Below are 25,817 nucleotides of genomic sequence, written 5' to 3'. Positions count from 1 at the left end.
CTTGGCCACAGGCGAATTATTTTTGAATTCCATTTGACTGAATAAATATTCGGTGCGAACCTCTGCTCTCTCGAGAGGGCGCCAGACATGGCATTGCGCGGGACCAATCAGGAGTTCGGGCGGCCGTATAACCGGCGCATCGTGCTCGAATCCATCCGCCTTCACGGACCGATCGCCCGCGGCGATATCGCCAGGCGGGTCGGACTCACCGTGCAGACGGTGTCTACCATCGTTCGCGAGCTGGAAGAGCACGGTTACGTGTTGTCGCTGCGCGAAGAGCCCAAGGGGCGCGGCCTGCCACCGGCAACGCTGCGCATCAATCCCGAAGGCGGCTATGCCGTCGGCATCCACGTCACCCCGCTGGGCATCAATGCCGCCCTGATCAACCTAAGCGGCGATGTTATCGAGAGCACCTACCGCGAAGCCCCAAATGCAACGCCCGACCACGCTTTCGAGCTGATCGGCGCCATGGTGCTCGAATTGACGGCATTGCGGCCCGGGGGCCGCGTTCTCGGCATTGGCATGGCGCTGCCCGGACCGTTCGGCGTGGAGTCCATGAGCTTTGTCGGGCCGACCACCATGACCGGCTGGAAGGATGTGGCGCTGCGCGAGCGGCTGGCCGCCTCGACCGGACTGCCGGCCTTTTTCGAAACCGATATGGCGGCGGCTGCTATCGGCGAGCGCCTCTACGGCCTCGGAACGGCGTATTCCGAGTATTACTATCTTTATTTCGGCGTCGGTCTCGGCGGCGTCATGGTGCATGACGGGGCGGCATTGCGCGGCGCCTGGGGAAACGCCGGTGAAATCGGCCACATTCCCGCAGTGCCGGGCGGGGAGCCCTGCCCGTGCGGCAATCGCGGCTGCCTCGAACGGTATCTCTCGCTCGAGGCGCTGCGGCGCCGCAACATCGCCGACGCCGAGTGGGTGAGCGAGATTGCGCCGATCTTCCGCAACGCCGTCACCATCATCGAAAACCTGTTCGATCCCGAAACCATCATCCTCGGCGGGCTGGCGTCCACCGAGCTGCTCGAAAGGCTTGCCGGCGCGGCCGCGCACCTGCCCAATTCGGTCTCGGCGCGAAGCGATCGCACGACGCCCCGCGTCAGCGTCGCGCGCGGCGGCCAGCATGCGGTGTTGCGCGGCGCCGCCGCGCTTGCCGTTTCCGGGGTGCTTTCGCCGCGCTTCGGCCAGATCTTCACCGCCGAGCGCGAACGCGGGCGAGATCTCTTGCATAACAAGGGGATCGCGGCATGAGCGAACCGCTGCTGGTGCTCGACAACGTAGCCAAGAATTACGGCGCCATCGAAGCGCTGAAAGGCATCAGCTTTTCGATCGACAAGGGCGAAGTGGTGGCGCTTCTGGGCGACAACGGCGCCGGCAAATCGACGCTGGTCAAGATCATTGCCGGCGGCCTGGAGCCGACCTCCGGCCGCATGCTGTTCGAAGGCAAGGAATTCCTGGCCAAATCTCCCGCCGAGGCCAAGGCCGCGGGGATCGAGACGGTCTACCAGGACCTGTCGCTTTGCACCAATGTCGACGTGGTCGCCAATTTCTTCATGGGCCGCGAGATCACCAGGAAGGTTCTCGGCATTCCGGTGCTCGACGAGCGCGCCATGGAGCAGGTGGTGCAAAAGGCGCTGGCCAGCGCCGGCACCCGCATTCCCTCGCTTCGCACCAATGTCGAGCATCTTTCCGGCGGCCAGCGGCAGGCCATCGAGCTCAACCGGTTCGTGCATTTTGGCGGCAAGCTAGTGCTTCTCGACGAGCCGTTCGCGGCGCTCGGTGTCGAGCAGACGCGGCGCGGCCTCGACATGATCCGCCAGGTGGCGAGCCAGGGCATCGGCGTCGTCATCATCACCCATATCATGCAACAGGCCTTCCAGGTCGCCGACCGGATCGTGGTGATCCGGCAAGGCGTCGTGGCGGGCGATGTCGCACGCAACAAAACAAGTCCCGACGCGGTGATCAACATGATCACCGGAGAGACGCTCGCCGGTGCCGGACCGGCGAACTGAGGGACAAATGAGGGGTCCGGCGCAAGAGGAGCGAACGACATGAAGAAAATACTTCTTTCCGTCTTCGGTATCCTGGCACTGGCCTTTGCCACGCTCACGCCGGCATTCGCCCAGTCCAAGGGCACCGTCTACTACATGGTGCCGACATTGCTCGATGAGTTCCAGACCGGCTCGGTGAGCGCGCTGGAACTGTTCCTGAAGCAGGTCGGCTACGAGATGAAGACGTTGAACGCCGACAACAAGACCGACGCTCAGCAATCGCAGATGAACGACGTCATCGCGCTGAAGCCGGCGGCGATCATCCTTGCCGCCGTCGATTTCAATGCGCTGAAACCGTCGATCGAGGCGGCCCGTGCCGCCGGCATCCCGGTCGTCGAGTTCGACCGCCAGATCACCTCGACCCCGTCCGACTTCACCTCGGTGGCCGGAACCGTCGAGATCGGCTACGTCGCCGCCGACCAGGCACAAAAGCTCCTGACCGCGAAGAACGGCTCGGTGAAGGGCAAGATCCTGCAGGTGCTCGGCGATCCGGGCGATCCCTACACGCTCGACATCCAGAAGGGTTTCGAGGAGAAAATGAAGGCGTTCCCGGACGTCAAGATCATCTCGCTGCCGGCCATGCAATGGGAGGCCAGCAACGCCGGCACCATCGTTGCCGACCAGATGCTCGCCAACCCCGACATCGACCTGATCTTCAGCCATGCCGCGCATCTTTCGGTCGCTGCCGTCGCCTCGCTCGAGGCCGCCGGCAAGAAGCCGGGCGACGTCATGCTGATGAGCTCGAACGGCGCTCCGGTCGGCCTCGACCTGATCCGCAAGGGCTGGCTCAACGTCGAAGTCGAGCAGCCGCTCTACGCGCAGGCCGCGGCGGTCGCGATGTTCATGGACAAGGTGGTCAACAAGCAGGAGATCAAGCCCGGCGAATATGATGTGCTTGGCCTGAAATCAACCCTGACCAAGGAAGCGTGGGGACCGAACATCAAGATCCCCGGCGCTGCGATCACCAAGGAAAATGTCGATAACCCGGCCTTCTGGGGCAACATGAAGCCGCCGACCGAAACCATAAAGCCGGTCGAATAGCGAACTCGCCAGAAGCTCCGGGCCATGCCGGCCCGGAGCCCAGCCCTGCAGCCCGGGTGCGTTCAAACGGACGCGCGCGGGAATGCTGCAGCAATTTTCAACCACGCCTGATAGTCCGAAAACCGAGTGGTTTTTCGGGGTCGGCGCCAACCGGATCCTGAGATGAACCCCCGCACGCGCCAAACCCTCGAGCTCATCCTCGACAATCTTGTCTGGTTCATGCTGGTCTTCGTGCTGGTGGTCTTTTCCATCCTTATCCCGAACTACTTCCAACTCGGTATCTTCGCCAACATCATCGAGGCGTCGAGCGTGCTCGGCGTGATGTCGATCGGCCTGGCGCTGGTCATCATCGCCGGCCATATGGACCTGTCGGTCGAATCGGTGGCGGCGCTCAGCGCCATGGCGGTCGGCATCCTGTTCTGCTCGTCCGGCATCGGCCTTGGCGTCCAGTTGCAGCCGCAATGGCTCATGGTTCCGGTTTCGCTGCTCATCGCGCTTGCCATCGGCGGCCTCATTGGCGCCTTCAACGGCTATCTGGTGGTCAGGGTCAAGATGAGCGCCTTCATAATCACGCTGGCTTCTTACATCTGGGTGCGCGGCCTGGTGCTGGTCATTTCCGGCGGCCGCTCGGCGCAGGACCTTGCGCCGGCGATCCGCTGGTTCGCCATCCAGCGCCTGCTCGGCCTGCCGCTCACCGCCTGGATCGCGATTGCCTGTTTCGTCATCTCTTCGCTGGTCATGGCCAAGACGCCCTTCGGCCGCCATCTGGTCATGATCGGTGGCAACGAGACGGCGACCTTCCGCGCCGGCATCCGCGTCAACCGCAACCTCGTCATAGCCTTCGTTCTCGCCGGCGCCATCGCCGGCCTTGCCGGCTGGCTGCTGGCGATCCGCACCTCCGGAGCCAGCGCCAATCTCGGTGCGGGATTCTTGTTCAACGCCTTTGCCGCCGTCGTCATCGGCGGCGTCAGCCTGAAAGGCGGTGTCGGCACCCTGCCCGGCGTCTATGCCGGCGTGCTGCTACTCTCGGCGATCAACACGGCGATCAATTTGATGGGCCTGCCAGCCAATTTCACCCTGGTGATACACGGCCTGCTGGTGCTTGCCGCCGTGCTGCTCGACGCATTCAGGCAGACAATCCGCCAGAGGCTGGCATGACCGGCCGTCTGGAAGACAAAGTCGCGCTGATCGTCGGCAGCGCACGTGGCATCGGCAAGGGCATCGCACAGCGTTTTGCCGAAGAGGGCGCGAAGCTGGTCCTGGCCGACACCGAGGCCGAGGCGGGGCAAGCGACCGCGAACGAACTCGGCGCCGCCTTCATCCGCACCGACATCTCGCAGATGGCCGATGCGGAAGCCGCCGTGGCGCTGGCCCTCGACCGTCACGGCCGACTCGATATCATGGTGCAGAATGCCGGCATCTATCCCTGGCAATTGCTGGAAAACACCAGTTCCGACGACTGGGACCGGGTCATGGCGGTGAACTTGCGCGGCAGCTTCATCGCCGCACGCGCGGCGCTGGTGCCGATGAAGGCGCAGCATTTTGGCCGCATGCTGTTCACCTCCTCGATCACCGGCCCGCATGTCACCAGCCCCGGCCACGGCCATTATTCAGCGACCAAGGCCGGCATCAATGGGCTGATCCGTTCGGCTGCGCTCGAATTCTCGGGCTACGGCATTACGGTCAACGGCGTCGAGCCCGGCAACATCCTCACCGAAGGCATAGAGCAGCATCGCGGTGCGGCCTTCATCAAGAACATGGAAGACGCCATTCCGCTCGGCCGGCTCGGCAGCCCGCGCGACGTGGCCAACGCCTTCCTGTTCCTGGCCTCTGACGATGCCAGCTACATCACCGGCACGACCATCATCGTCGACGGCGGGCAGCTTTTGCCCGAGGGCAAGGATTTCCGGCTGCTGCCGCCATGATCCTCGATTTCGGCGGCGGTGTCTTCCTGCGCCGGGCGACCACCGCCGATCATGCAGCGCTTGCGATGATCTGTCTCAAGACCGGCGATGCCGGCAAGGACGCCAGCGGCCGCGAGGACGACCCGGAACTGCTCGGCCTCCTCTACACTATTCCCTACCAGGTGCTCGAACCCGAGCTGGCCTTCATTATCGATAGTCCCGCAGGTGCGGCCGGCTACCTGCTTGGCGCGGCCGATACGAGCGCTTTCAATGCCAGCCTGGCATCAGACTGGTATCCCGACCTTCAGCGGCGCGTGGCAGACCCGGGACCCGACAGCTCGCGCTGGCGCGGCAGCGACTGGGCGCGGCATCGGCTCCATCGTCCCGATTTCGCTGTTCCGCCTGCGCTGACCGCCTATCCGTCGCATGGCCATATCGACCTGTTGCCGCAAGCGCGCGGGAAAGGCATCGGCAGGCGCGCGATGGCCTTCCTCGAGCAGGGGCTTGCCGCGAGCGGCTCGACCGGCATCCACCTCGAAGTCATGCCGGAGAACGATGGTGCGCTAAGGTTCTACAAGGCGATTGGATTTGAGGTGGTGCAGGACGCTGATTCATCGAAGCGTTGTGTTTATGTGGCGAAACGGATTGCTCACGCTCCGGCGATTGCAGGCTGATCTGCGACAGGCCAATCGCCCAAGTTGCAAAGAACCGGGAGGCCTATGGACGTACAATGCTGCCGTTCTGCAGCAGCCAGTTGCCCCGCGTGAACACCTTTGCCGCGGGAACGAAACCTTCGTCGCGTGCTCCACCGCAGACACGAAAGTCACCAGCATCAACACGGTGCGGGGCTAATCCGAGTGTTGGCGGAGCGTCTACTAGTGCAGTATGGGCGGCAGGGGAACATCCGCGACCGTTCCCCCGGCCACAATCGAGAGCACATAAAGCAGATAAATGGCTAATACCAACAGGGCGAGGAATGAACCGCTGGCAAAGACTCCTGCAACCGCGGCGTCGGGATAAGCTTCGACTTGTTCTTTCTTGAAGGTGTCTTCTTCGTTACGGGTTGTCTTCACAACCCGATCGCCTGGAAGCCGGTTTTTTTCAGCTTCCTTCGATATCTTATCCGCGAGATCTCCTGCGATCACGGGATCGTCCGGAAGATGACTCGCAAGCCATCCAGGAATATTTTCGCTCCCGCCCATGCCCATACGCAATTGAGATACTGCAAGTTGTAGCTTTCGGCAATCGTTTCCCTCATGAGAGGCAAGCAGATCAGACTTAAGTCCCTGCGGAAAGACAGTTTGAATCAGACCAAAGTCCGAGTAGCACAGTGGTCGGATGCGTCTCACCTGGCGATCAGCTTGAGCGGTGTAGCCCAAACTGAACACATCGAGGAAAATGGTGGGCGATGACGGGCTCGAACCGCCGACATCTTCGGTGTAAACGAAGCGCTCTACCAACTGAGCTAATCGCCCGCTCCGGGCCGGACCTTTAAGCAGTTAGGACCGGCTTCGCAAGGCCAAATGAGCGGCCAGTGGCTTGGCCGGGAGCCGGTTTCGGCAACAAAGTTCGGCTTGTCAAAAAACCTTCTGCTGTTTGCTGTTATGCTGTCCGGGTCCGCTTGACACCCGGTGGCTTACCCCTTATCCACCGCCCCAACGACGAACACGGCTGACACGTGCTCGTCCATGCGCGGGTGTAGCTCAGTTGGTTAGAGTGCCGGCCTGTCACGCCGGAGGTCGCGGGTTCGAGCCCCGTCACTCGCGCCATTTCTCCTTTGGGGTCACGTCCCCTGGTGTCGGAGAAATGTCGACGTTGATTTGTCAAAAACCGTCGTCGTTCATGATGTAATCCATACGGTCTCACCTCTTGGCGAGCAGCGCCTCGACTTCCTGCAGCGTCGGCATGGACGGCGCGGTGCCTGGGCGCGTCACCGAGATGCCGGCGACGGCGCAGGCGAAGCGCACCGCTTCCAGAGGTTCGATCCCCCTCGACAGCGCGGCAGCCAGGCCGCCGTTGAAGGCGTCGCCCGCGCCTGTGGTCTCGACCACCGGGCCGGCGGCGACCGCTGCGACATGCTCGGAACGATCGGCCGTGTGCAGCAGCGCACCGTTTTCGCCAAGCGTCACGATGACTGCCCCAACGCCCTTCTCAAGCAGGCTGTCGGCGGCACGGCGGGCGTCGTCGATCGAGGACACCTTGATGCCGGTCAGTTCCTCGGCCTCGGTTTCGTTCGGCGTGACATAGTCGCAAAGCGTGTAGATGCGGTCCGGAAGCCTGGCCGCGGGCGCCGGGTTGAGGATGGTGGTCACCCCTGCCCCGCGCGCGATCTCCAGCGCCCGCAGCGCCGCCTCGATCGGCTGTTCGAGCTGGGTGACGAAAACGCCGGCCGCGCGGATCAGGCCGGCATTTGCCTCGATATCGGCGGGCGAGATCAGCATCGCCGCACCCGGACTGACGATGATCGCGTTGTTGCCGCTCGTCTCCTCGATGAAGATATAGGCGGCACCGGTGTAGCTTTCCGGTGTGTCGATGACGGCGCTCTTCACGCCGGCGTGCGACCAGGTCTGTCTCGCCATATCGGCAAAGGGGTCGACGCCGAGGCGGGTAAGGAAGGTGACGTCGGCGCCGAGCCGGCCGGCCGCCACCGCCTGGTTCGAGCCCTTGCCGCCGGGGCCGAGCGTGAAGGACGTGCCCAGGATCGTCTCGCCCATGCGCGGCTGGCGGGCGGCGCGGTAGGCCGTATCGGCGACGAAGACGCCCAATATGACAACCGGCTTCATGACGATCGGATTCGCCGGCATCCCGCTACTCCGCATCCGGTGGCACGACGCCCTTGCGGAACGCAAAACAGGCATAGAAGCGGCGCTCGCCGGTCTGGATGACGCAATAGGCCTTCTTGGCGCGTTCGTAGAAGGCGTAGCGCTCGACCGAGATCATCGGCCAGGCCTTGCCCTCGGCGGCATCGATCTCTTTTTGCACTTCCTGCTGCACGGCGGGAATGTCGTCCGGCTTGCCGACGATCTCCATGCGCGCGGCGGCATCGTCGACGAAGGTGTCCAGCGGATAGAGCGACAGTACCGCCTTGACCACGTCGGCCGCCGACGCATCGATGCGCAGCAGCCGGCCAAGCACGGTCTGGCGCGCCACCGAATCGGACGGGAAATTGGTGTCGGCGATAATCAGATCGTCACCGTGGCCCATCGCCCGCAGCGCCTGCAGCACATCGGCATTGAGCAGCGGATTGATTCCTTTGAGCATGGTATTCCTCGCGAAGTTTGCTGGGGCGAAATCAGAGACGCTTACCGGTCTCTGCGTCGAAGAGATGCACCTGGTCGAGCCGCGGTTTCAGGTGCAGTGTATCGCCCGGCTTGAAGTCGTGGCGCTCACGAAACAGCGCCACCATCTCGCCCTCGCCGAAGCGCAGGAACACCAAAGTCTCGGAGCCGGTCGGCTCGACCACCGAAATCTTCGCCGGAACACCATCGGGATGGATTTCGAGGTGCTCGGGCCGCACGCCGTAGACGACATTACGGCCATCCTCGACGGCACTGGTCGCCGCAATCGGGAACGGCGTCCCGGCGATCTCGACGACGGGCTTGTCGCCCTTGCGCACGACGCCCTTGAGCAGGTTCATCGAGGGCGAGCCGATGAAGCCGGCGACAAACAGGTTGGCCGGCCGGTCGAATAATTCCAGCGGCGCGCCGACCTGTTCGATGCGACCGTCGCGCATCACTACGATCTTGTCGGCCATTGTCATCGCCTCGATCTGGTCGTGGGTGACGTAGATGGTGGTGGTCTTCAGCCGCTGGTGCAGTTCCTTGATCTCGGTGCGCATCTGGACACGCAGCTTGGCGTCGAGATTGGAGAGCGGCTCGTCGAAGAGGAACACCTGCGGGTTGCGCACGATGGCGCGGCCCATGGCGACGCGCTGGCGCTGGCCGCCAGAGAGCTGGCGCGGATAGCGCTTGAGGTAGGGATTGAGGTCGAGGATGTCGGCGGCGCGCTTGACCCGCTCAGTGACCACCGCCGGGTCGGTTTTGCGCAGCTTGAGAGCAAAGGCCATGTTCTGCTCGACCGTCTTGTGCGGATAGAGCGCGTAGTTCTGGAACACCATGGCGATGTCGCGCTTGGCCGGCGGCAGATGGTTGACGATGCGCTCGCCGATGGCGATGGTGCCGCCGGAGACCGTTTCCAGCCCGGCCACCATCCTCAGCAGCGTGGACTTGCCGCAGCCGGAAGGCCCGACCAGCACCACGAACTGCCCGTCGGCGATGTCGACGCTGACATCGTGCAGAACCTTGACGGTTCCGAACGCCTTGGCCACATTGCGGATCGCGACTTGAGCCATCATTCCCCCTTCAGTTGCCGTGAAGCTAAACAACGCAAACGGCGAGGGCAAGTCAGTCTCTTATAGATAAAAAACCCATTCACGTTGACACCGCACTTCGTTGTGCGAATAGTGACAGTGTCCGGCTTATGACCCTGTTCCGGGCGCACCGGTACGCTTGTCCGGCACTGAATGCCAAGCGTCGCGGGAGGGAGAATTCGGGCCGCTATTTACCGGAGTCGCTGTCGTTGGGGAACATAATCGGCGCTCCACCATCTGAACCAATTCACAATTGACCTTCTGGGAGGAACGAAATGAAAGTCAGCCTTTATAACCAACTTGTCCGCGCCGGGGCCACCCGCCGCGACGTGCTGAAGGGAGCGGCCAGCATGGCCGCCCTCGCGGCGGCCTCAAGCGCCGGACTTGGTGCGCTGACGCGCACGGCTGCGGCCGCCGACGACCTGCGTGCGCAGATCCTGCAGATCCCGGGTGTCGGCAAGGGTCAGCCGACCGATGCCGACTTCCAGCAGGTCGGCGAGCTTTGCCTTGGCGCCACCAAGGCCAATGTCAAGGAAGGCGAATTCGCCGGTGTCGAACTCACCTTCATGGGCCTCAACAACCAGAACCTGCACAATGTACTGTTTCGCGGCTTCCTGAAGCCGTGGGAGACCTATACCGGCGCCAAGATCAACTGGATCGACTTGGCGCAGGCTGACTACAACGCCCGCCTGCAGCAGTCGATCGCGACCGGCACCGTCGATTTCGACATCATCGAAATGGGGGCACCGTTCGAAGGCGACGTCTGCGGCAAGGGTCTCACCTCCGAGATGCCGGACTGGGTCAAGGACCAGATCGACATGAAGGATGTCGTGGCCTATCTGCAGCCGCCGGTGGGCACATGGGACGGCAAGCAATATCGCGTGACCGTTGACGGCGACGCACATAATTTCAACTACCGCACCGACGTGTTTGCCGATGCCGACCTCGCCAAGGCCTGGAAGGACGGCGGCGGAGAAGGCGAATGGGGCGTGCCGAAGACCTGGCAGCAGGTGCAGGCGGTGACGAAATTCCTCAAGGGCAAGCAGGTGAAGGGCCAGGATGTCTTTGGCTACCTCGATGCGCCCAAGCCCTGGGGCGGTTTCGGCTTCTATTTCCTCGGCAGCCGCGCCAGCGCCTACGCCAAGCATCCCGATGACAAGGCCTGGCTGTTCGATGCCGACACGATGAAGCCGCGCGTCAACAATCCGGCATGGGTGCGGGCGATCCAGGACGTCATCGATGCCCTGCCCTCCGAACCTGCCGACCAGATCAACGCCGACCCGAACACCACCGCCTTCCAGCAATTCTTGGCAGGCACCGGTTCGATGGTTACCTGGTGGGGCGACGTCGGTTCGAACGTCAAGACCAACGATTCCTCGGTCGTCGGCGACATCACCGGCTTCTCGATCCTGCCGGGCTCGGACGATGTCTACAACTCCAAGACCGGCCAGTGGGACAAGCTCGCCAGCGGCCCGAACCATGCGCCGAACTGCGCCTATCTCGGCTGGGGCGTTTACGTCATGGCCCGCGTCGACAGCGACGAAAAGAAGAAGAAGGCGGCATGGTCTGCCGCTGCCCATCTCGGCGGCAAGGACCTGTCGCTCTGGTGCGCGGCCTATCCGTCGGGTTTCCAGCCCTATCGCAACTCGCATTTCAACATTCCGGAATGGGTGGCGGCGGGCTACGACGAGGCGTTCATCACCTCGTATCTGAAGTCGGAAGCCGACAGCTACAACCATCCCAACGCGGCGATCGAGCCGCGCATCCCCGGCATCTTCCAGTACTACAGCGCCGCCGAGGACATTTTGGCCAACACCTTTGCCGGCAAGATGAAGGCGCAGGAAGGCGCCGACGCCATCGCAGCCGCCTGGGAGAAGCTAACCGACCAGATCGGCCGCGACAAACAGGTCAAGCTCTACAAGGCCTCGCTCGGCATGTAGGCTGAGATCGTGAAACCTGGTCCGGCGGCGCACAGCCGCCGGACATCCGCTTGACCGGCCCGGCCTCGATCGGCTCGGCCGGTCATCGAGCCTCCTGTGAACAGGCAAGACGCGTGGCTGACCGGACCCTGGCTGACCAGACTTTGTCGACAAGTGAATGGCCGGCAGGCGCCGTGCCATCCGACCTGATTCCGCGGAGCCGCAAACGGCTTGGCTGGGCGCTGATGGCTGCTGCGACGCTCGGCCTTCTGGCGGTGATCGCGCTGCAAATCCTCTACAAGAGCGAGGTCGACACTATCGGCTTCGACACCTGGCGGCCGGTGGTCTATGCCTACGTGCTGTGGGGTGTCGCGCTCGGCATCGGCCAGGTACTGACGCGCGGCGAGGACGGCCAGCGCGCGCTGTTCCTGCTGCCGGCGCTGCTGTTTACCATTGCCATGGTGATCTTCCCGACGCTGTTCGGCTTCTACATCGCGCTGACCGACTGGAACCTCAGTTCCTTCAGCGGACGGCAGTTCAACGGGCTCGACAATTTCTGGCAGATGCTGAACGACGCCTATTATCGCAACGCGCTGTTCAACATGGTGCTCTACGTGCTGGCGGTGTTCGTCGAATATGTCATCGCCTTCGGCCTGGCGCTGCTGCTCAACGCGCAGATTAGGGCACGAAAATTCTTTCGCGTCGTCTTTCTCATGCCGCTGATGCTGTCGCCGGTGGCGGTGTCGTGGATGATCGGCAAGTCGCTGATGGAATACCGCTTCGGGCCCGCCGCGACGCTGGCGCGCCATCTCGGCTGGGAAAACCCGGCCTTCTTCTCCAACCCGATCACCGCCCGCATCTCGATCATGGTGCTCGACGCGTGGACGTTCATCCCGTTCATGATGATCATGCTGCTCGCCGGCCTGCAGGCGATGTCGCGCGAGGTGCTCGAGGCAGCGCGTGTCGATGGCGCCACTGCCTGGCAGACCTTCTGGCAGGTCACCTTCCCGCTGATGCTGCCGGTGTCGGTGACAGCGGTCATCCTGCGCATCATCTTCAAGCTGAAGCTCGCCGATATCATCATCACCGTCACCTCCGGCGGGCCGGGCGGCGCGACCGATTCGGTGTCCAGTTTCATCTACCGCGAATATCGCGACCGCTCGAACGTCGGCTACGGGACGATGCTGGCGATGGCCTATTTGATCATCATCATCGTGTTCGTGACCTGGCTGCTGAAATTCGCCAGCCGCTTCGTGCGCAACGTCAACTGATCGGGCCGGCAAGATGAGCGTTCAGACCACCGACTATGCCGCTTCCGAAATCCGCTCGCCGGCGAGCTTCGTCGCCAACCGCGTCTTCATCTATGGCGCGCTTATCTTCTGGGCTTTCATCTGCCTGTTCCCGATCTATTGGACGATAACCACCTCGTTCAAGACCGCGGTCGACGTCACCCAGGGCCATCTGATCCCGTTTCTCGATTTCAAACCCGACTGGAAGGGCTGGCGTTCGCTCGGCCTGTCGCCGGACTCGATCTTTCGGACGTCGACGGTGCGCGACGAATTCATCAAGCGTTTCATGAATTCGGTCATCACTTCGGTCGGTGCGTCGACCCTCGCCATCGTCATCGGCAGCCTCGCCGCCTACGGGCTGACCCGCTATCGTTACAAGTTTGCCTGGTTCAGGAACGAGGATATTTCCTTCTTCTTCCTGTCTCAGCTGATCCTGCCGCCGGTGGTTTTGGCCTTGCCCTTCCTCGTGCTTTACCGGGAGGTCGGCCTGCTCGACACACGCGTCGGGCTGATCCTGCTCTATACGCTGATGGTGCTGCCGATCGTCATCTGGATCATGCGAGACCAGTTCAACTCCATCCCGGTGGAGCTGGAGGAGGCAGCACTCGTCGACGGCCTGTCGATCTGGGGCGCCTTCTTGCGCATCGTCATGCCGATCGCGCTGCCGGGCATGGTCGCCGCCTTCATCCTGGCGATGGTGCTGTGCTGGAACGAGTATTTCTTCGCAGCGCTTTTGACCTCGACCGACGCAAAGACCATTCCTGTCATGGTGGCCAGCCAGACCGGCTCACAAGGCATCAACTGGTGGTCGATGGCAGCGCTTGCCACCGCCGCCATCACGCCGCTCGCCGTCATCGGCATCGCGCTCGAGCGTTACCTGATCATGGGCATGACAGCGGGCGCGGTGAAATAACTGCGCCGGCTCTCCCTTCTCCCCTTGTTGCGGGAGAAGGGAAAAGCGCGCTAACCCGAAAGTGTTGCCCGCAAATGCTCGAGGATCATGGCAACCCCTTTTTGCCCCAATTCCGCCGAAGCTTCGGGCGCACTTGCCGTGTACCAGCCGGTGTTGTCGGCGAAGCGGCCGGCATCCACCGCCTCCGGGCACAGCGCCAGCATCAGCGACGTCTCGCCGATGCCGGCATGGTCGAACGGGTACTGGCTGTGCATTGAGGCCGGCATCAACGGATGCACCTGCACCCAGTTGAAGAAATTGCTGCCCTCGGCGTGTTCGGCATAATAGTCAGCCATCGCCGCAGAGCCCCACCAGCCTTCGCCACGTTCTTTCTCCAGGAAGCGGAAGATCGCCTGCCGGCCGGCGGCCTTGAAGGCGAGATCGGTTGGCATGCCGGCGGCAAAATTTTCGGTCTGGTGGTGAATGATGGCGTGGATGTTGCGGAAGCCGATGCGCAGCAGGCTATAGAACAGTTCTTCCGCGAATGGCGCCAGCACATTGCCGCCGACCTGCAGCGAACCACTGCCCTCCGGTGCTGCAACAGCATAGCTCGCCGCGCCGTAATAGAAGGGCGGCAGAATGACGATCTCGGCTTCTTTTTCGAACAGTTCCAGGCTCTTGACCACCGCCAGCGTGTCCATGCCGACGGCCATGTGCTCGCCGTGATATTCAAGCACACCCAGCGGCAACACGACCGGCCAGTTTTCGGCGATCACCTTGCGTATCTGATGCGGCAGCATCAATTCGTAGCGCATGACACCTACTCCATATTGGTGTGGCGGGCGCGCATCGCTCCCGGCGAGACGCCGGTCAGATCCCTGAGCTTCAGCACCATCACTTCGAAGAGGACGAACAGCACGCCTTCGAAAACCGAGCCCATCGGCAGGACGGATGTCTTTTCGGGACCCTGGTCGTCGGCCATGGTCTGAGCCGGGATAAGCAATGTGAAGTCGGCCAGCTTTGCGGCAGTGCTGTCGGCTTGCGCGGTGAGCAGCAGGACTGTGGCACCGGCCTCGCGCGCGACCTGCATCAAGGTCAGCACCGTCGACGTCTCACCCGGGCCGGAACTGGCGAGGAAGACATCGCCCTCGCCCAGCGGCGGCGTGGTCATGTCGCCGACGACCGACACCGGCAGACCGAGATGATAGAGCCGCATGGCAAAACCCTTGACCTGCAGCGCCTCGCGGCCGCAGCCATAGGTGACGATCTTTTTCGCACCGGCCAAGATGGCGCAAGCGGCGTCGATGCGGCTTGCGTCGATACGCTCCAGCACGGTGCCAAGCTCGTTCAGCGCAATCCCAAACAGGTTTTCGCCGGCGTCCGTCATGACATTTGCACCAGCCTGCCGGTGCCGGAGAACCATTTGAATATCTCAGTCACCTTTGCCCCGAACAGCTTGTTTTCATTCATGCTATCACCGCGAAAATCGGTGTCCAACGACACGCAGTGCTTTTGATGCGCTACAGCCGTGATAGTGTCACGGCAAATCGTGAATGAGGAAACGACGACATATGAAGACACGGCATTTCGACCGCATCGGCAATGGCGGCATCACCTTCACCGAGCTCGGCTTCGGCACCGCACCGCTCGGCAATCTTTACCGCGCCGTCTCCGACGAGGATGCCAATGCTACGCTGGAGGCGGCATGGCGGGTCGGCTGCCGCTACTTCGACACCGCGCCGCTTTATGGGCTAGGCCTAGCCGAAACGCGGCTCAATCCGTTCCTGCGTTCGAAGAAGCGCGACGACTACGTGCTGTCCAGCAAAGTCGGGCGCATAATGCGCGCCTGCCCGCCGGAACAGCGCACCGGCATCGGCAAATTCTTCGACACCCCATCGCGCCGAGAGCTCTACGATTACAGCTATGACGGCGTCATGCGCTCCTTCGAGGCCTCGCTGGAACGGCTCGGCGTCGACCGCATCAACATCCTCTTCGTGCACGATGTCGACATCTTCACCCATGGCAGCAAGGAAGCCTCGGACCAGCGCATCCAGGAATTCATGAGCTCCGGCTACTACGGATTGCTGGCATTGCGCGACCAGGGCGTGATCAAGGCATTCGGCGGCGGCATCAACGAGTGGCAGGTTGCCCAGACGCTGGCCGAGCGCGGCGATTTCGATCTGTTCCTGCTTGCCGGGCGTTACACGCTGCTGGAGCAGGAAGCGCTGCAGTCTTTCCTGCCGCTATGCCAGCAACGCGGCATCGGCATCGTTCTCGGCGGGCCTTACAATTCCGGCATCCTGGCAACCGGGCCGAAGCCCGGCGCCTACTACAATTATTCGGAGGCGCCGCAGGACATCATCGACCGCGTCACCCGCATCGAGGCCGTCTGCAAACGCCACGGCGTGCGCCTGATCGAGGCGGCGCTGCAGTTCCCGCTGCTGCATCCTTCCGTCGTCTCGGTAATCCCCGGCGGCCAGCGGCCGGGCGAAGTCGAAAGCAATCGCTCCCTGCTCGACGCAAAGCTGCCATCGGCGCTGTGGACCGATCTCAAGAAAGAAGGCTTGATGCGCACGGACGCGCCGACGGCATAACGCCGCCTTTTCCAACAGAAAAGAAAAACCGGATATGCCGGCTTTTCTTTTCTCTGAAAGACTTAAGGAGGCGCCTAGTTGACCGCGTCCTTGAGGCCCTTGCCGGCCGAGAACTTCGGCACGGTGCGCGCCGGGATCTTCACTTCCGCACCGGTCTGCGGATTGCGGCCGGTCGACGCGGCGCGTTTTGACACGGTGAAATTTCCGAAGCCGACAAGCCGGACATCGCCGCCCTTTTTCAGTTCGCCGGTGATCACGGAAAACACCGCATCAACCGCCGACTGCGCGTCACCCTTCGAAATACTCGCGGCATCGGCGACAGCGGACACCAGTTCGTTCTTGTTCATAAAAATTCCCTTCCATGAGAAAACCGGAACACTCGACTCATCCGGCAGGAAACGGACTTTAGAAAGAAGCGCTCCGGCAACCAAGTCGAAAAGCGCCAGGAAAGTCGAAAAAAGCCCGGAAATCCGCGGTTCTTCACATGAAAAAGCCGGGCTCAAGGCCCGGCTCTCTCTTTGTGCATTGCAACTTTAGCAAGCACTAATGCGCCAGCGATTTACCAGCCTCGTCTCCGACATCGACCACGGCCGGCGCATTGACGGGTTCGACCCACTGGATCGGTTCCGGCATGCGCACCAGCGCATGGCGCAACACTTCGCCAACCCGTGAGACCGGAATGATCTCCATGCCGCTCTTCACGTTCTCCGGAATCTCCGCCAGATCCTTGGCGTTCTCTTCCGGGATCAGCACCTTCTTGATGCCGCCGCGAAGTGCGGCAAGCAGCTTTTCCTTAAGGCCGCCGATCGGCAGCACCCTGCCGCGCAGCGTGATCTCGCCGGTCATCGCCACATCGGCCCTGACCGGGATACCGGTCAGCACCGAGACGATCGCCGTCGCCATCGCCACGCCAGCCGACGGTCCGTCCTTCGGGGTTGCACCCTCCGGCACGTGGACGTGGATATCGCGCTTGTCGAACAGTGGCGGCTCGACGCCGAAATCGATGGCCCGCGAGCGGACGTAAGAGGCCGCCGCAGAGATCGATTCCTTCATCACATCGCGCAGATTGCCGGTCACGGTCATGCGGCCTTTGCCGGGCATCATGACGCCTTCCACCGTCAACAGCTCGCCGCCGACTTCCGTCCAGGCGAGCCCGGTGACCACGCCGACCTGATCGTCGCTCTCGACCTGGCCGAAGCGGAAGCGCGGAACACCAAGGTAATCGGCAAGATTGTCCGCCGTGATGTTGATCGTCTTCTTCTTCGTCTTCAGGATCTCGGTCACCGCCTTGCGCCCGAGCTTCATCAACTCGCGCTCCAGGCTCCTGACGCCCGCTTCACGGGTGTAGGTCTGGATGATGCCGCGGATCGCGTCCTCGCCGACGGAGAACTCCTTCGGCTGCAACGCGTGGTCGCGGATCACCTTGGGCATCAGGTGACGCTTGGCGATCTCGATCTTCTCGTCCTCGGTGTAGCCGGCGATGCGGATGATCTCCATGCGGTCCATCAAGGGCGCAGGGATGTTCAGCGTGTTCGCCGTCGTCACGAACATCACGCTCGACAGGTCGTATTCGACCTCGAGGTAATGGTCCATGAACGTCGAGTTCTGCTCGGGATCGAGCACCTCGAGCAAAGCCGATGACGGATCGCCGCGGAAATCCTGGCCCATCTTGTCGATCTCGTCGAGCAGGAAGAGCGGGTTGGATTTCTTCGCCTTCTTCATCGACTGGATGACCTTGCCAGGCATCGAGCCGATGTAGGTGCGGCGGTGACCACGGATCTCGGCCTCGTCGCGCACGCCGCCCAGCGCCATGCGGATGAACTCACGGCCGGTCGCCTTGGCGATCGACTTGCCGAGCGAGGTCTTGCCCACGCCGGGAGGTCCGACGAGGCACAGGATCGGCCCCTTCAGCTTCTTCTGGCGGCTCTGCACAGCGAGGTATTCGACGATGCGGTCCTTGACCTTGTCGAGGCCGAAATGATCGGTATCGAGCACATTCTGGGCAAAGGCCAGGTCCTGCTTGACCTTGGAGTTCCTGCCCCACGGGATCGACAGCAGCCAGTCGAGATAGTTGCGCACGACGGTCGATTCAGCCGACATCGGCGACATCGTCCGCAGCTTCTTCAGCTCGGCTTCCGCCTTTTCGCGGGCCTCCTTGGAGAGCTTGGTCTTCTTGATCCGCGCCTCGATCTCGGCGGCTTCGTCGCGGCCGTCCTCGCCCTCGCCGAGTTCCTTCTGGATCGCCTTCATCTGCTCGTTGAGGTAGTATTCGCGCTGCGTCTTCTCCATCTGGCGCTTGACGCGCGAGCGGATGCGCTTCTCCACCTGGAGCACCGAGATTTCGGCTTCCATGAAGCCCATCGCCTTTTCCAGCCGTTCCTTGACGGACAGCGTGGCGAGCATCTCCTGCTTCTCGGGGATCTTGATGGCAAGATGCGAAGCGACCGTGTCGGCGAGCTTGGAATAGTCGTCGATCTGGCTGGCGGCACCCACCACTTCGGGCGAGATCTTCTTGTTCAGCTTGACGTAGTTCTCGAAGTCGGTGACCACGGAACGGGCCAGCGCCTCGACCTCGACCTCTTCCTCCTCCGGTTCGACCAGCGCAGCAGCACGGGCCTCATGGAAGTCGGGACGGTCGGTGAACGCGACGATTTTCGCGCGCGAGGCACCTTCGACCAGCACCTTCACGGTGCCGTCCGGCAGTTTCAGCAATTGCAGCACATTGGCGAGCGTGCCGATGTCAAAGATGGCATCGGGCTCCGGATCGTCGTCGGCGGCATTCATCTGGGTCGCGAGCAGGATCTGCTTTTCCTGACCCATCACTTCTTCCAGCGCCTTGATCGACTTTTCACGCCCGACGAAGAGCGGAACGATCATGTGCGGGAACACCACGATGTCGCGCAGTGGGAGGACTGCGAAGACGCCGTCGCTGGGAGCCTTGGATAATTTGGCCATTGTCCAACCTTTCATGTCGCGGCCGCCAATCGGCCAACCGCGAATCTCATATTAACGACCGGGGATCGTTCCGCCTACCACCGTTTGTGACGGGAGTTTTACAGCACAGAATTCGGCACCACGGCCTTCCGCCTTTAGTTGGAGGCACAGGGGGTAAAGATCAAGGGTCAACACGGTCCGTCCTCCAATCCGCAGCCATTACGCGGCGTCGTACGCGGTGTGCGACAGCAAAACGGCGCCCTGCGGCGCCGTTTCAGAAAAATCCATTGCCGGCTCACGTCAGGCGCTGACGTTGCCCTTCTTTTCCTTCTGCTCGGAATAGATGTAGAGCGGCCTGGCGTTGCCTGACACCACCTCTTCCGAAATAACCACTTCGCGCACGCCTTCCAGTGCCGGCAGCTCGAACATGGTGTCGAGCAGGATCGCTTCCATGATCGAACGCAGGCCGCGTGCGCCGGTCTTGCGCTCGATGGCGCGCTTGGCGATCGCCGACAGCGCGTTCTCATGGAAGGTCAGGTCGACATTCTCCATCTCGAACAGCCGCTGATACTGCTTGACCAGCGCGTTCTTCGGTTCGGTCAGGATCTGGATCAGCGCCGGCTCGTCGAGATCCTCCAGCGTCGCCAGGACAGGCAGACGGCCGACGAACTCGGGAATGAGGCCGAACTTCAACAGATCCTCAGGCTCGACCAGGCGGAAAACATCGCCGGTGCGGCGATCCTCGGGCGAAGCGACGATGGCGCCGAACCCGATCGAGGTCTTCCTGCCGCGATCCGAGATGATCTTGTCCAGGCCGGCGAAAGCGCCGCCGCAGATGAACAGGATGTTGGCGGTGTCGACCTGCAGGAATTCCTGCTGCGGATGCTTCCTGCCGCCCTGCGGCGGCACGGAGGCGACGGTGCCTTCCATAATCTTCAAAAGTGCCTGCTGCACGCCCTCGCCCGACACGTCGCGGGTGATCGAGGGATTGTCCGACTTGCGCGAGATCTTGTCGATCTCGTCGATATAGACGATGCCGCGCTGGGCGCGCTCGACATTGTAGTCGGCCGACTGCAACAGCTTCAGGATGATGTTTTCGACGTCCTCGCCGACATAGCCGGCCTCGGTCAACGTCGTCGCGTCGGCCATGGTGAAGGGGACGTCGATGATGCGGGCCAGCGTCTGCGCCAGCAACGTCTTGCCGCAGCCGGTCGGGCCGATCAGCAGGATGTTCGACTTCGCCAGCTCGACGTCGTTGTTCTTGCCGGCATGGGCGAGGCGCTTGTAGTGGTTGTGGACGGCCACCGACAGCACGCGCTTGGCGTAAGGCTGGCCGATGACGTAGTCGTCGAGAACCTTGAGGATTTCCTGCGGGGTCGGCACGCCCTCGCGCGACTTCACCATCGAGGTCTTGTTCTCCTCGCGGATGATGTCCATGCACAGTTCGACGCATTCGTCGCAGATGAACACCGTCGGCCCGGCGATCAGCTTGCGCACTTCGTGCTGGCTTTTGCCGCAAAACGAGCAATAAAGCGTGTTCTTGGAATCACCGCTGTTGTTGCCGACCTTGCTCATTTTCATGTCCTTTCATGGCCGCCCGCCGATGGTCTGGTTGAAAGGGCGCATATTCAATCTATCGCGGGAATCCGCCGCCGCCAGTGCCCCGGCTCCCGCAACGCATTCCGTACGAAACACAAATCGGAAAACGGGGCAATGATTCGAACAACCCCACGCAAAGCTAAGCCGTCGAAAATCAACATAGCCTTAACGTAGGCAATTGCACCCGTCGAGGGAACAGCCAATTGTGGCCGAAATGCCGCAAGCTGCGCCAAAAGCGCGTGATCCCGCCACTCATTGCCACCGCGGAGCCACCGCGGGCCTATAAGGCAATACCTTCGACCGGCTCACGTGACGAAATGACCTTGTCGATGAGGCCGAAATCCCTGGCCTCGTCGGCAGTCATGAAATGGTCACGGTCGAGCGTTTTTTCAATCTCATCATAACTCTTGCCGGTGTGCTTGACGTAAACCTCGTTGAGGCGGCGCTTCAGCTTGATGATGTCCTGGGCATGGCGCTCGATGTCGGAAGCCTGGCCCTGGAAACCGCCGGAAGGCTGGTGGACCATGATGCGGGCGTTCGGCGTGGCAAAGCGCATATCCTTGTGGCCCGCCGTCAAGAGCAGCGAGCCCATCGAGGCGGCCTGACCGATGCAGAGCGTCGACACCGCAGGCTTGATGAACTGCATGGTGTCGTAGATCGCCATGCCGGAGGTGACGACGCCGCCGGGCGAGTTGATATAGAGGTTGATTTCTTTCTTCGGATTCTCCGCCTCGAGGAACAGCAGCTGCGCGCAGACCAGCGTCGCCATGCCATCCTCGACCGGGCCGGTGATGAAAATGATGCGCTCCTTGAGGAGCCGCGAGAAAATGTCGTAGGCCCGCTCGCCGCGATTGGTCTGTTCGACCACCATCGGAACGAGGTTCATGTAGGTTTCGACGGGGTTCTTCATGGACTATCCCTTTTTGAGGATGGGATTCCGGCGCCGGAGATTTGCAATCGGGCAGAATCGGTTCTGGATCGTTATTGTGTAAATAGGATGCCGGCTCACCCTAGCGCAAGGCCGCCTCTCCTAGCCACTTGGTTAAAACGAATCAAGCTTGCCGGACGGTGCCCGGAGGATGCGGCACGGATCCTGGTGGATTGACTTCACCTCTTTGATCCCACGGTTTCGCGCGGCCATGGTGGCACTGGCGTCGCTCGCAACGCGAAGGACCTGGAACGTCGTATCGGGCGAGGAAGATTGACTGCGTTCCCGGGACGGCTAAGTAGCTGCCTCCGCGGGATTAAGCAGGCATTACCTGGCCCAACAGAAGCCGAACGCGCAACCACTCACTGATACTTTTTGCGAGACCGCGAAGGAATTCGACTCATCGAGTGCGATACGGATCAGCCTTGACCTGTCGCGGGGCCGGAACATGTTCTGAAACTCGTCCGGCAACGCGTCGGCGACCGACAGAATCTTTTCGACTGTTCCTCTTGCACGCTCGGTTCCGTTACCCACGTCGACCGCCATTCCCTCGCGCAGCGAAAACAGATAGTTGTCCGGCAGATAGGCGAGGACGTAGGACTTGCCGCCGTCGATCTGTAGAAGCGGATCGCCGAACCGCAGCACCTGGCCAGGGACCGGCACCTTGGCGCCAACGACCCCCTCCGTGACCGAGCGGATGTTTCCGCCGTCATATATGGCCTTTACCTCATCCATAGCCTCGCCCGATCTCGCACGGAATTGCGCCACCAGGGCGAGTTCGGATTTGGTCGCTTGCAGTTGACCGGTCAGATCAGCCAGATGTTCGGCGGCCTGGAAGCTGCCACGAACGGCTTCGTCCTTCGTCGAAGTCGAGACGATGCCTGCCGTGACGATGGTGTCGATTCTCGCAAGTGTCGTCCTGGTTTCACGCGCTGTCCGCTCGGCCAGCGGCATCACGGACTGGATCGCTTCGTGTCGGCTGTGGAGCTGGCCCTCGCGAACGGCGAGTTCACCCTGTCGCAACAGCAGCTCCGCGATCTCCTTGACCATGTCGAACGATTGAAGCTCGACGAGCAATGTACCGGGCTCGACCTTGTCTCCTGCCTTGACAAAGACATGCGTTACCTTGGCCGGATAGGCGGCATCGACGGCATACCGATCCTTCAGGACAATACCGTCCGCTGACAAGACGACCGCATCACCAATGAGGTAGTAGACGATCGAAGAGGAAAACAAACCGAGGAGAGCGAGGTAAACGATGCGATCCCAACTTCCCACACTCGCGCGCTGCTGTTTTCCCAGATTGTCCACTCGGACGTGTTTTCGAATGTATTTCATCTGAAGCTCGTTCTCTACCAGGGCCGCTCTAGCCGAACTTTGATCGGCGTGTAGTTGTCGCGATGTGAACCTGAGAACACCCATTCATCGATATAGGCGATCAATCGAACGGGTCTCATCACATAGGTCATGAACAGGGAGTAGCCGGGCAGGAACCATATGCTTCGCCAGAACCCCTGCCGCTCGGTGGTCCAACTGGCCAGCGCCAGCACAAACACGTCGAGAACCAGGAGGCCGCACTGCATGCCGATGAGGATCGCGGGCGTGAAAGAGCCGTACTGGAGGGCAAGCCAGACGAGATAGAGCGGGAATATCGCGGCACCAACGACGTTGAAAAGGAGGAAATCCCATTGGTGTAGGGCCTCCGGAAGCCGGAAACCCGAGTCCGAGACACGAAACAGGCGGTAGTGTTTGCGAAAGCGTAGCCAAATGGCATCGCGTTCCCAGCGCAATCGCTGGCGGATATATTGGTATGCGGTTATCGGGACGTCCGTATAGCAGATCGCATCCGGGACATAGGCCATGCGCCAGCCCGCCCGCCGCAATCTCAGCGTGACATCCAGATCCTCGCCACCGCCTACGTCGAACCCCCCAACCCCCAAAAGGGCTTTGCGCCTGAAGGCGCTGAACGCTCCCGAAATGCAAACGACCTGATCGAGAGCTCCAGCAATACGCTTTCCGACCGAAATCGACTGTAAATATTCGATCTCCTGAAACTGGGCGACGATAGTCGCGTGGCCGTTGCGCGGTGCAATATCGCCGCATGCCGCTCCAACCGCTGGATCCGAAAAGGGACCGAGAATATTCTCGATCGCGTACCGATCAAACGAACAGTCGCAATCGACATTGATCAGTATGTCGCCTTTGGCTACGCGGCACGCCAGATTGATCCCGCTCGCCTTGCCGCCCCTCAGATCCGTCGAAATGATGCGCGAGGCATAACCTCTCTTGACCAGAGCTTGCGAGACCCTGCTCATCCGATCGGTCGAACCATCACTGACAATGACAACTTCGAAGTCATTGAAAGACTGTTCCCGCAACGAGCGGACGCAGGTTTCGATGGACTCTGCCTCATTATGGCCAACCAGAATGATGCTTACATTGGGCCGTAATGGACGCTCATGCTCAATCGAACCCGCGGCATCACGCGAACGCATGGTCACAGCGGCCGCGACGAACGGAATGATGTAACGGGGGAACTCAAAGACCAGCGTGTACCAGAAAACGGAGGCCAGGCTCGCCGTCGATTGAGCTAGCAGGAATGCAAATCCGAGTTCGAGATCATTCAACGCGAGGCTTGCCCCGTTTTGGTCGCCACCCGAGGGCGAGGGTCAAGCTTTTCGCCCAAAGACGCCTCGCAGATTGAAAGCATTGCCGATATCTGCTCCGACAATGTCTCGTCGCCCTTCGCCGTCATGATGAAATAGTCGGCGGCGGCGCCTTTGTGCACCGATCCTGTCTCCGCAAGGTAATTGCTCAGGTTTTCGATGAAGAGACGGCGCAGTTTCTCAAACACGTCCTGGCCCTTTGATTTTATGAGCGAATCTCGTGCTCCGTAACGCAATTCCGTGACCGCCAACGGCGGGCCCTTCGCTCCGGTCATGCGTGCGCGGTCGAGTTCCTGAACCAGGGATGGCGGCAACCCCAACAAGGACGTTGGCAGCTTTTTCTCCGGACTGGTGAGCAGAGACAGCGCCTGATCCGTGAGTGCGTAGGAAAAAAAGTCGATACGTTTAACGCTGTCGCCATCAGCCCGCGCATCACAATCCTGGCAGACGAATCCAACAGCCGGCTCCGATGTCGAATCCTTGCACCTCCTGCAGATTTGCGAGTGGCCGGGCTTGTCATAGTCCTTTCCATAGTGACGCAATTGCTGGCTGCATTTGGGGCAGACCAGTGCGCTTCCCTGCCGAAAATCGCCTTCAGGACGAAGAGCCGCGCAACGATAATGATGAATAAGCTCGGCCTCGAACATATCGGCCGAACGGCAGGAGGGACATTCCTCGCGAACGGTAAGCCGCCGCGACCCGCAGGCGCCGCACTCATGCACGCGGTCGAAGAAGGTCTTAAGCAGAAGTCCGCGATGGGAGAGATCTTCGGCGATCGGGATTGTCTTGGCCGCCGACGGAAAGCCCGGATAGCTTATGGAGGCCGACGTCATCGGATAGCGCTTGGCTTCGATGCTTCTGCCGGCGGCGAAGGCATGCGCAAGAAAGCGCGTTTCGGGCGTATTTGTCGAACGGATGTGCGCGGCAAGCTGTTGGCGGCGGCGGCGAAAATCGAGTATGCATTTTGCCGTCTCCGCCCAAGTCGTTTGCTGCATCAGATCGAAATGTACATCCGCGAACCGGCCGGCACGGCCGCCCAGATCGATGACAGGCACCATCGCCAGCGGAATGTGGTCACGCAGGTTGTCCAGCGGCGAGTTACGCCGCTCATCGGCCAGAAGAACGGCATCGATGTCCCCTTCCGACGAGGAGTCGAACATCGTGCGGTAGATCGCCGAATGCAGAACGACCACGCGTGGGAACCATTCGACGGCAGGCTTCCAGGACAATCCCATTCTGGCCCAGAGTGCCAGGCAAAGGTCGGTGAGTTCATGGCTTGCGGTGGAAGCCGTCGGTGCCGGCAGTTGCACAACGGATTTCGGAACAAGTTCTGCGGGCATGTCGGCCTCCATTTGCCCGGCGCTCGCAAAGGAACGCCGCCACAGGTACGACTTGCAGCCTGGGTGGAGGATCCAAGGGCAACGTCACATTTACTGAAAGGATTATTGCAGGACGAGATATGCGGAAAACGCGGGATCGCATGCGACACCGGATGGCCAGCTACGTCCCCCCACGACGTTCCTGACCAGCGACCAAGTCAATCAACTCGAATACGTCAAATGTTATTCGTTGATTGTTAGCGGATGCTTAATTGGCAGCAAGAATTTGTCTGTCGGACTCAGGTAGTC

General features: G+C 61.5%; 23 protein-coding genes and 2 tRNA genes. 11 read left to right on the top strand and 14 right to left on the bottom strand.

Annotated elements, in window-relative coordinates:
• Positions 1–87: 87 nt before the first annotated feature.
• The 6 genes from NKH28_RS04605 to NKH28_RS04580 all read left to right on the top strand — a co-directional run bounded on the left by NKH28_RS04605 (position 88) and on the right by NKH28_RS04580 (position 5,673).
• The gene (locus tag NKH28_RS04605; protein WP_352471948.1) at positions 88–1,254 is read left to right on the top strand and encodes an ROK family transcriptional regulator; all 1,167 of its coding nucleotides are present in this window, start codon (positions 88–90) and stop codon (positions 1,252–1,254) included.
• A complete protein-coding gene (locus NKH28_RS04600) occupies positions 1,251–2,015 on the top strand; it encodes an ATP-binding cassette domain-containing protein (RefSeq protein WP_352471950.1) in 765 nt (254 codons plus the stop codon). Before NKH28_RS04605 ends, NKH28_RS04600 begins: the two co-directional genes overlap by 4 nt.
• 39 nt (positions 2,016–2,054) lie before the next feature.
• A complete protein-coding gene (locus NKH28_RS04595) occupies positions 2,055–3,095 on the top strand; it encodes a sugar ABC transporter substrate-binding protein (protein ID WP_352471951.1) in 1,041 nt (346 codons plus the stop codon).
• 162 nt (positions 3,096–3,257) lie between these two features.
• The gene (locus tag NKH28_RS04590; protein WP_352977971.1) at positions 3,258–4,253 is read left to right on the top strand and encodes an ABC transporter permease; all 996 of its coding nucleotides are present in this window, start codon (positions 3,258–3,260) and stop codon (positions 4,251–4,253) included.
• Entirely contained in the window at positions 4,250–5,020 is a 771-nt protein-coding gene (locus tag NKH28_RS04585) for an SDR family oxidoreductase (RefSeq protein ID WP_352977969.1), read from the top strand. The genes NKH28_RS04590 and NKH28_RS04585 overlap by 4 nt, the downstream gene beginning before the upstream one ends.
• Complete coding sequence (locus NKH28_RS04580) at positions 5,017–5,673, top strand: GNAT family N-acetyltransferase (protein WP_352977967.1); 657 nt, start codon at positions 5,017–5,019, stop codon at positions 5,671–5,673. The genes NKH28_RS04585 and NKH28_RS04580 overlap by 4 nt, the downstream gene beginning before the upstream one ends.
• A 201-nt stretch (positions 5,674–5,874) precedes the next feature.
• Here NKH28_RS04580 and NKH28_RS04575 read toward each other — a convergent pair whose 3' ends face one another.
• Together NKH28_RS04575 and NKH28_RS04570 are read right to left on the bottom strand one after the other, a co-directional pair.
• Positions 5,875–6,378 carry a hypothetical protein gene (locus NKH28_RS04575; RefSeq protein ID WP_352471956.1) on the bottom strand — a complete coding sequence of 168 codons (504 nt, stop codon included), beginning with the start codon at positions 6,376–6,378 and terminating at the stop codon, positions 5,875–5,877.
• A 20-nt stretch (positions 6,379–6,398) separates the two neighbouring features.
• Positions 6,399–6,474: transfer RNA gene (locus tag NKH28_RS04570), tRNA-Val, on the bottom strand.
• A gap of 217 nt (positions 6,475–6,691) precedes the next feature.
• Here NKH28_RS04570 and NKH28_RS04565 point away from each other — a divergent pair.
• Positions 6,692–6,768, top strand: a tRNA-Asp gene (locus NKH28_RS04565).
• Between the two features lie 93 nt (positions 6,769–6,861).
• Here the strand turns inward: NKH28_RS04565 and rbsK are convergent.
• Genes rbsK through NKH28_RS04550 form a run of 3 tightly spaced genes read right to left on the bottom strand, consistent with a single transcriptional unit; the run spans position 6,862 to position 9,350 of the window.
• Positions 6,862–7,803: a ribokinase gene (rbsK, locus tag NKH28_RS04560; protein ID WP_352501556.1), complete on the bottom strand. Its 942-nt coding sequence runs from the start codon at positions 7,801–7,803 to the stop codon at positions 6,862–6,864.
• A gap of 4 nt (positions 7,804–7,807) precedes the next feature.
• Positions 7,808–8,260, bottom strand: coding sequence for an RbsD/FucU family protein (locus tag NKH28_RS04555; RefSeq protein ID WP_352977965.1), 453 nt, complete (start codon positions 8,258–8,260; stop codon positions 7,808–7,810).
• 31 nt (positions 8,261–8,291) lie between these two features.
• Positions 8,292–9,350 (bottom strand): ABC transporter ATP-binding protein, encoded by a 1,059-nt coding sequence (locus NKH28_RS04550; RefSeq protein WP_352449436.1) that lies wholly within the window; start codon positions 9,348–9,350, stop codon positions 8,292–8,294.
• Between the two features lie 293 nt (positions 9,351–9,643).
• Between NKH28_RS04550 and NKH28_RS04545 the strand changes: the two genes are divergently transcribed.
• From NKH28_RS04545 to NKH28_RS04535, 3 genes are all read left to right on the top strand, one after another.
• Positions 9,644–11,308: an ABC transporter substrate-binding protein gene (locus NKH28_RS04545; RefSeq protein WP_023674663.1), complete on the top strand. Its 1,665-nt coding sequence runs from the start codon at positions 9,644–9,646 to the stop codon at positions 11,306–11,308.
• A gap of 128 nt (positions 11,309–11,436) precedes the next feature.
• Positions 11,437–12,558: a carbohydrate ABC transporter permease gene (locus NKH28_RS04540; protein ID WP_352456633.1), complete on the top strand. Its 1,122-nt coding sequence runs from the start codon at positions 11,437–11,439 to the stop codon at positions 12,556–12,558.
• A gap of 13 nt (positions 12,559–12,571) precedes the next feature.
• Entirely contained in the window at positions 12,572–13,489 is a 918-nt protein-coding gene (locus NKH28_RS04535) for a carbohydrate ABC transporter permease (protein ID WP_352977963.1), read from the top strand.
• Between the two features lie 50 nt (positions 13,490–13,539).
• On the opposite strand, the gene NKH28_RS04530 is transcribed toward NKH28_RS04535, so the two are convergent.
• Positions 13,540–14,283 carry a creatininase family protein gene (locus NKH28_RS04530; RefSeq protein WP_352926055.1) on the bottom strand — a complete coding sequence of 248 codons (744 nt, stop codon included), beginning with the start codon at positions 14,281–14,283 and terminating at the stop codon, positions 13,540–13,542.
• Positions 14,284–14,288: 5 nt separating this feature from the next.
• Positions 14,289–14,855 (bottom strand): 6-phospho-3-hexuloisomerase, encoded by a 567-nt coding sequence (gene hxlB, locus NKH28_RS04525; RefSeq protein WP_352977961.1) that lies wholly within the window; start codon positions 14,853–14,855, stop codon positions 14,289–14,291.
• Positions 14,856–15,039: 184 nt separating this feature from the next.
• Here hxlB and NKH28_RS04520 point away from each other — a divergent pair, with 184 nt between their 5' ends.
• Complete coding sequence (locus tag NKH28_RS04520; RefSeq protein ID WP_352977959.1) at positions 15,040–16,062, top strand: aldo/keto reductase; 1,023 nt, start codon at positions 15,040–15,042, stop codon at positions 16,060–16,062.
• A 74-nt stretch (positions 16,063–16,136) separates the two neighbouring features.
• On the opposite strand, the gene NKH28_RS04515 is transcribed toward NKH28_RS04520, so the two are convergent.
• The 7 genes from NKH28_RS04515 to NKH28_RS04485 all read right to left on the bottom strand — a co-directional run bounded on the left by NKH28_RS04515 (position 16,137) and on the right by NKH28_RS04485 (position 25,541).
• Positions 16,137–16,409, bottom strand: coding sequence for an HU family DNA-binding protein (locus NKH28_RS04515; RefSeq protein WP_006201846.1), 273 nt, complete (start codon positions 16,407–16,409; stop codon positions 16,137–16,139).
• Positions 16,410–16,605: 196 nt separating this feature from the next.
• Positions 16,606–19,017: an endopeptidase La gene (gene lon, locus NKH28_RS04510; protein WP_352501552.1), complete on the bottom strand. Its 2,412-nt coding sequence runs from the start codon at positions 19,015–19,017 to the stop codon at positions 16,606–16,608.
• A 279-nt stretch (positions 19,018–19,296) separates the two neighbouring features.
• Positions 19,297–20,571, bottom strand: a complete 1,275-nt coding sequence (gene clpX, locus NKH28_RS04505) for an ATP-dependent Clp protease ATP-binding subunit ClpX (RefSeq protein WP_006332719.1) — start codon at positions 20,569–20,571, stop codon at positions 19,297–19,299.
• 304 nt (positions 20,572–20,875) lie between these two features.
• Complete coding sequence (locus tag NKH28_RS04500) at positions 20,876–21,505, bottom strand: ATP-dependent Clp protease proteolytic subunit (RefSeq protein ID WP_023674655.1); 630 nt, start codon at positions 21,503–21,505, stop codon at positions 20,876–20,878.
• Between the two features lie 345 nt (positions 21,506–21,850).
• Positions 21,851–22,834, bottom strand: coding sequence for an HlyD family secretion protein (locus tag NKH28_RS04495; RefSeq protein WP_352977957.1), 984 nt, complete (start codon positions 22,832–22,834; stop codon positions 21,851–21,853).
• Between the two features lie 41 nt (positions 22,835–22,875).
• Entirely contained in the window at positions 22,876–24,150 is a 1,275-nt protein-coding gene (locus tag NKH28_RS04490; RefSeq protein ID WP_352977956.1) for a glycosyltransferase family 2 protein, read from the bottom strand.
• Positions 24,147–25,541, bottom strand: a complete 1,395-nt coding sequence (locus NKH28_RS04485; protein WP_352977954.1) for a TackOD1 domain-containing metal-binding protein — start codon at positions 25,539–25,541, stop codon at positions 24,147–24,149. The genes NKH28_RS04490 and NKH28_RS04485 overlap by 4 nt, the downstream gene beginning before the upstream one ends.
• Between the last annotated feature and the right edge of the window lie 276 nt (positions 25,542–25,817).

This window comes from Mesorhizobium sp. M1227 (assembly GCF_040318315.1).
In the GTDB taxonomy this organism is placed as follows: Bacteria; Pseudomonadota; Alphaproteobacteria; order Rhizobiales; family Rhizobiaceae; genus Mesorhizobium.
This window is presented reverse-complemented; position numbering and strand designations above follow the sequence as displayed.

Bases quoted from the DNA above. Each gene is read 5' to 3' on its own strand.
- NKH28_RS04605 (WP_352471948.1), top strand. From the start codon at position 88: ATGGCATTGCGCGGGACCAATCAGGAGTTCGGGCGGCCGTATAACCGG.
- NKH28_RS04600 (WP_352471950.1), top strand. From the start codon at position 1,251: ATGAGCGAACCGCTGCTGGTGCTCGACAACGTAGCCAAGAATTACGGC.
- NKH28_RS04595 (WP_352471951.1), top strand. From the start codon at position 2,055: ATGAAGAAAATACTTCTTTCCGTCTTCGGTATCCTGGCACTGGCCTTT.
- NKH28_RS04590 (WP_352977971.1), top strand. From the start codon at position 3,258: ATGAACCCCCGCACGCGCCAAACCCTCGAGCTCATCCTCGACAATCTT.
- NKH28_RS04585 (WP_352977969.1), top strand. From the start codon at position 4,250: ATGACCGGCCGTCTGGAAGACAAAGTCGCGCTGATCGTCGGCAGCGCA.
- NKH28_RS04580 (WP_352977967.1), top strand. From the start codon at position 5,017: ATGATCCTCGATTTCGGCGGCGGTGTCTTCCTGCGCCGGGCGACCACC.
- rbsK (WP_352501556.1), bottom strand. From the start codon at position 7,803: ATGCCGGCGAATCCGATCGTCATGAAGCCGGTTGTCATATTGGGCGTC.
- NKH28_RS04555 (WP_352977965.1), bottom strand. From the start codon at position 8,260: ATGCTCAAAGGAATCAATCCGCTGCTCAATGCCGATGTGCTGCAGGCG.
- NKH28_RS04550 (WP_352449436.1), bottom strand. From the start codon at position 9,350: ATGGCTCAAGTCGCGATCCGCAATGTGGCCAAGGCGTTCGGAACCGTC.
- NKH28_RS04545 (WP_023674663.1), top strand. From the start codon at position 9,644: ATGAAAGTCAGCCTTTATAACCAACTTGTCCGCGCCGGGGCCACCCGC.
- NKH28_RS04535 (WP_352977963.1), top strand. From the start codon at position 12,572: ATGAGCGTTCAGACCACCGACTATGCCGCTTCCGAAATCCGCTCGCCG.
- NKH28_RS04530 (WP_352926055.1), bottom strand. From the start codon at position 14,283: ATGCGCTACGAATTGATGCTGCCGCATCAGATACGCAAGGTGATCGCC.
- hxlB (WP_352977961.1), bottom strand. From the start codon at position 14,855: ATGACGGACGCCGGCGAAAACCTGTTTGGGATTGCGCTGAACGAGCTT.
- NKH28_RS04520 (WP_352977959.1), top strand. From the start codon at position 15,040: ATGAAGACACGGCATTTCGACCGCATCGGCAATGGCGGCATCACCTTC.
- NKH28_RS04515 (WP_006201846.1), bottom strand. From the start codon at position 16,409: ATGAACAAGAACGAACTGGTGTCCGCTGTCGCCGATGCCGCGAGTATT.
- lon (WP_352501552.1), bottom strand. From the start codon at position 19,017: ATGGCCAAATTATCCAAGGCTCCCAGCGACGGCGTCTTCGCAGTCCTC.
- clpX (WP_006332719.1), bottom strand. From the start codon at position 20,571: ATGAGCAAGGTCGGCAACAACAGCGGTGATTCCAAGAACACGCTTTAT.
- NKH28_RS04500 (WP_023674655.1), bottom strand. From the start codon at position 21,505: ATGAAGAACCCCGTCGAAACCTACATGAACCTCGTTCCGATGGTGGTC.
- NKH28_RS04485 (WP_352977954.1), bottom strand. From the start codon at position 25,541: ATGGAGGCCGACATGCCCGCAGAACTTGTTCCGAAATCCGTTGTGCAA.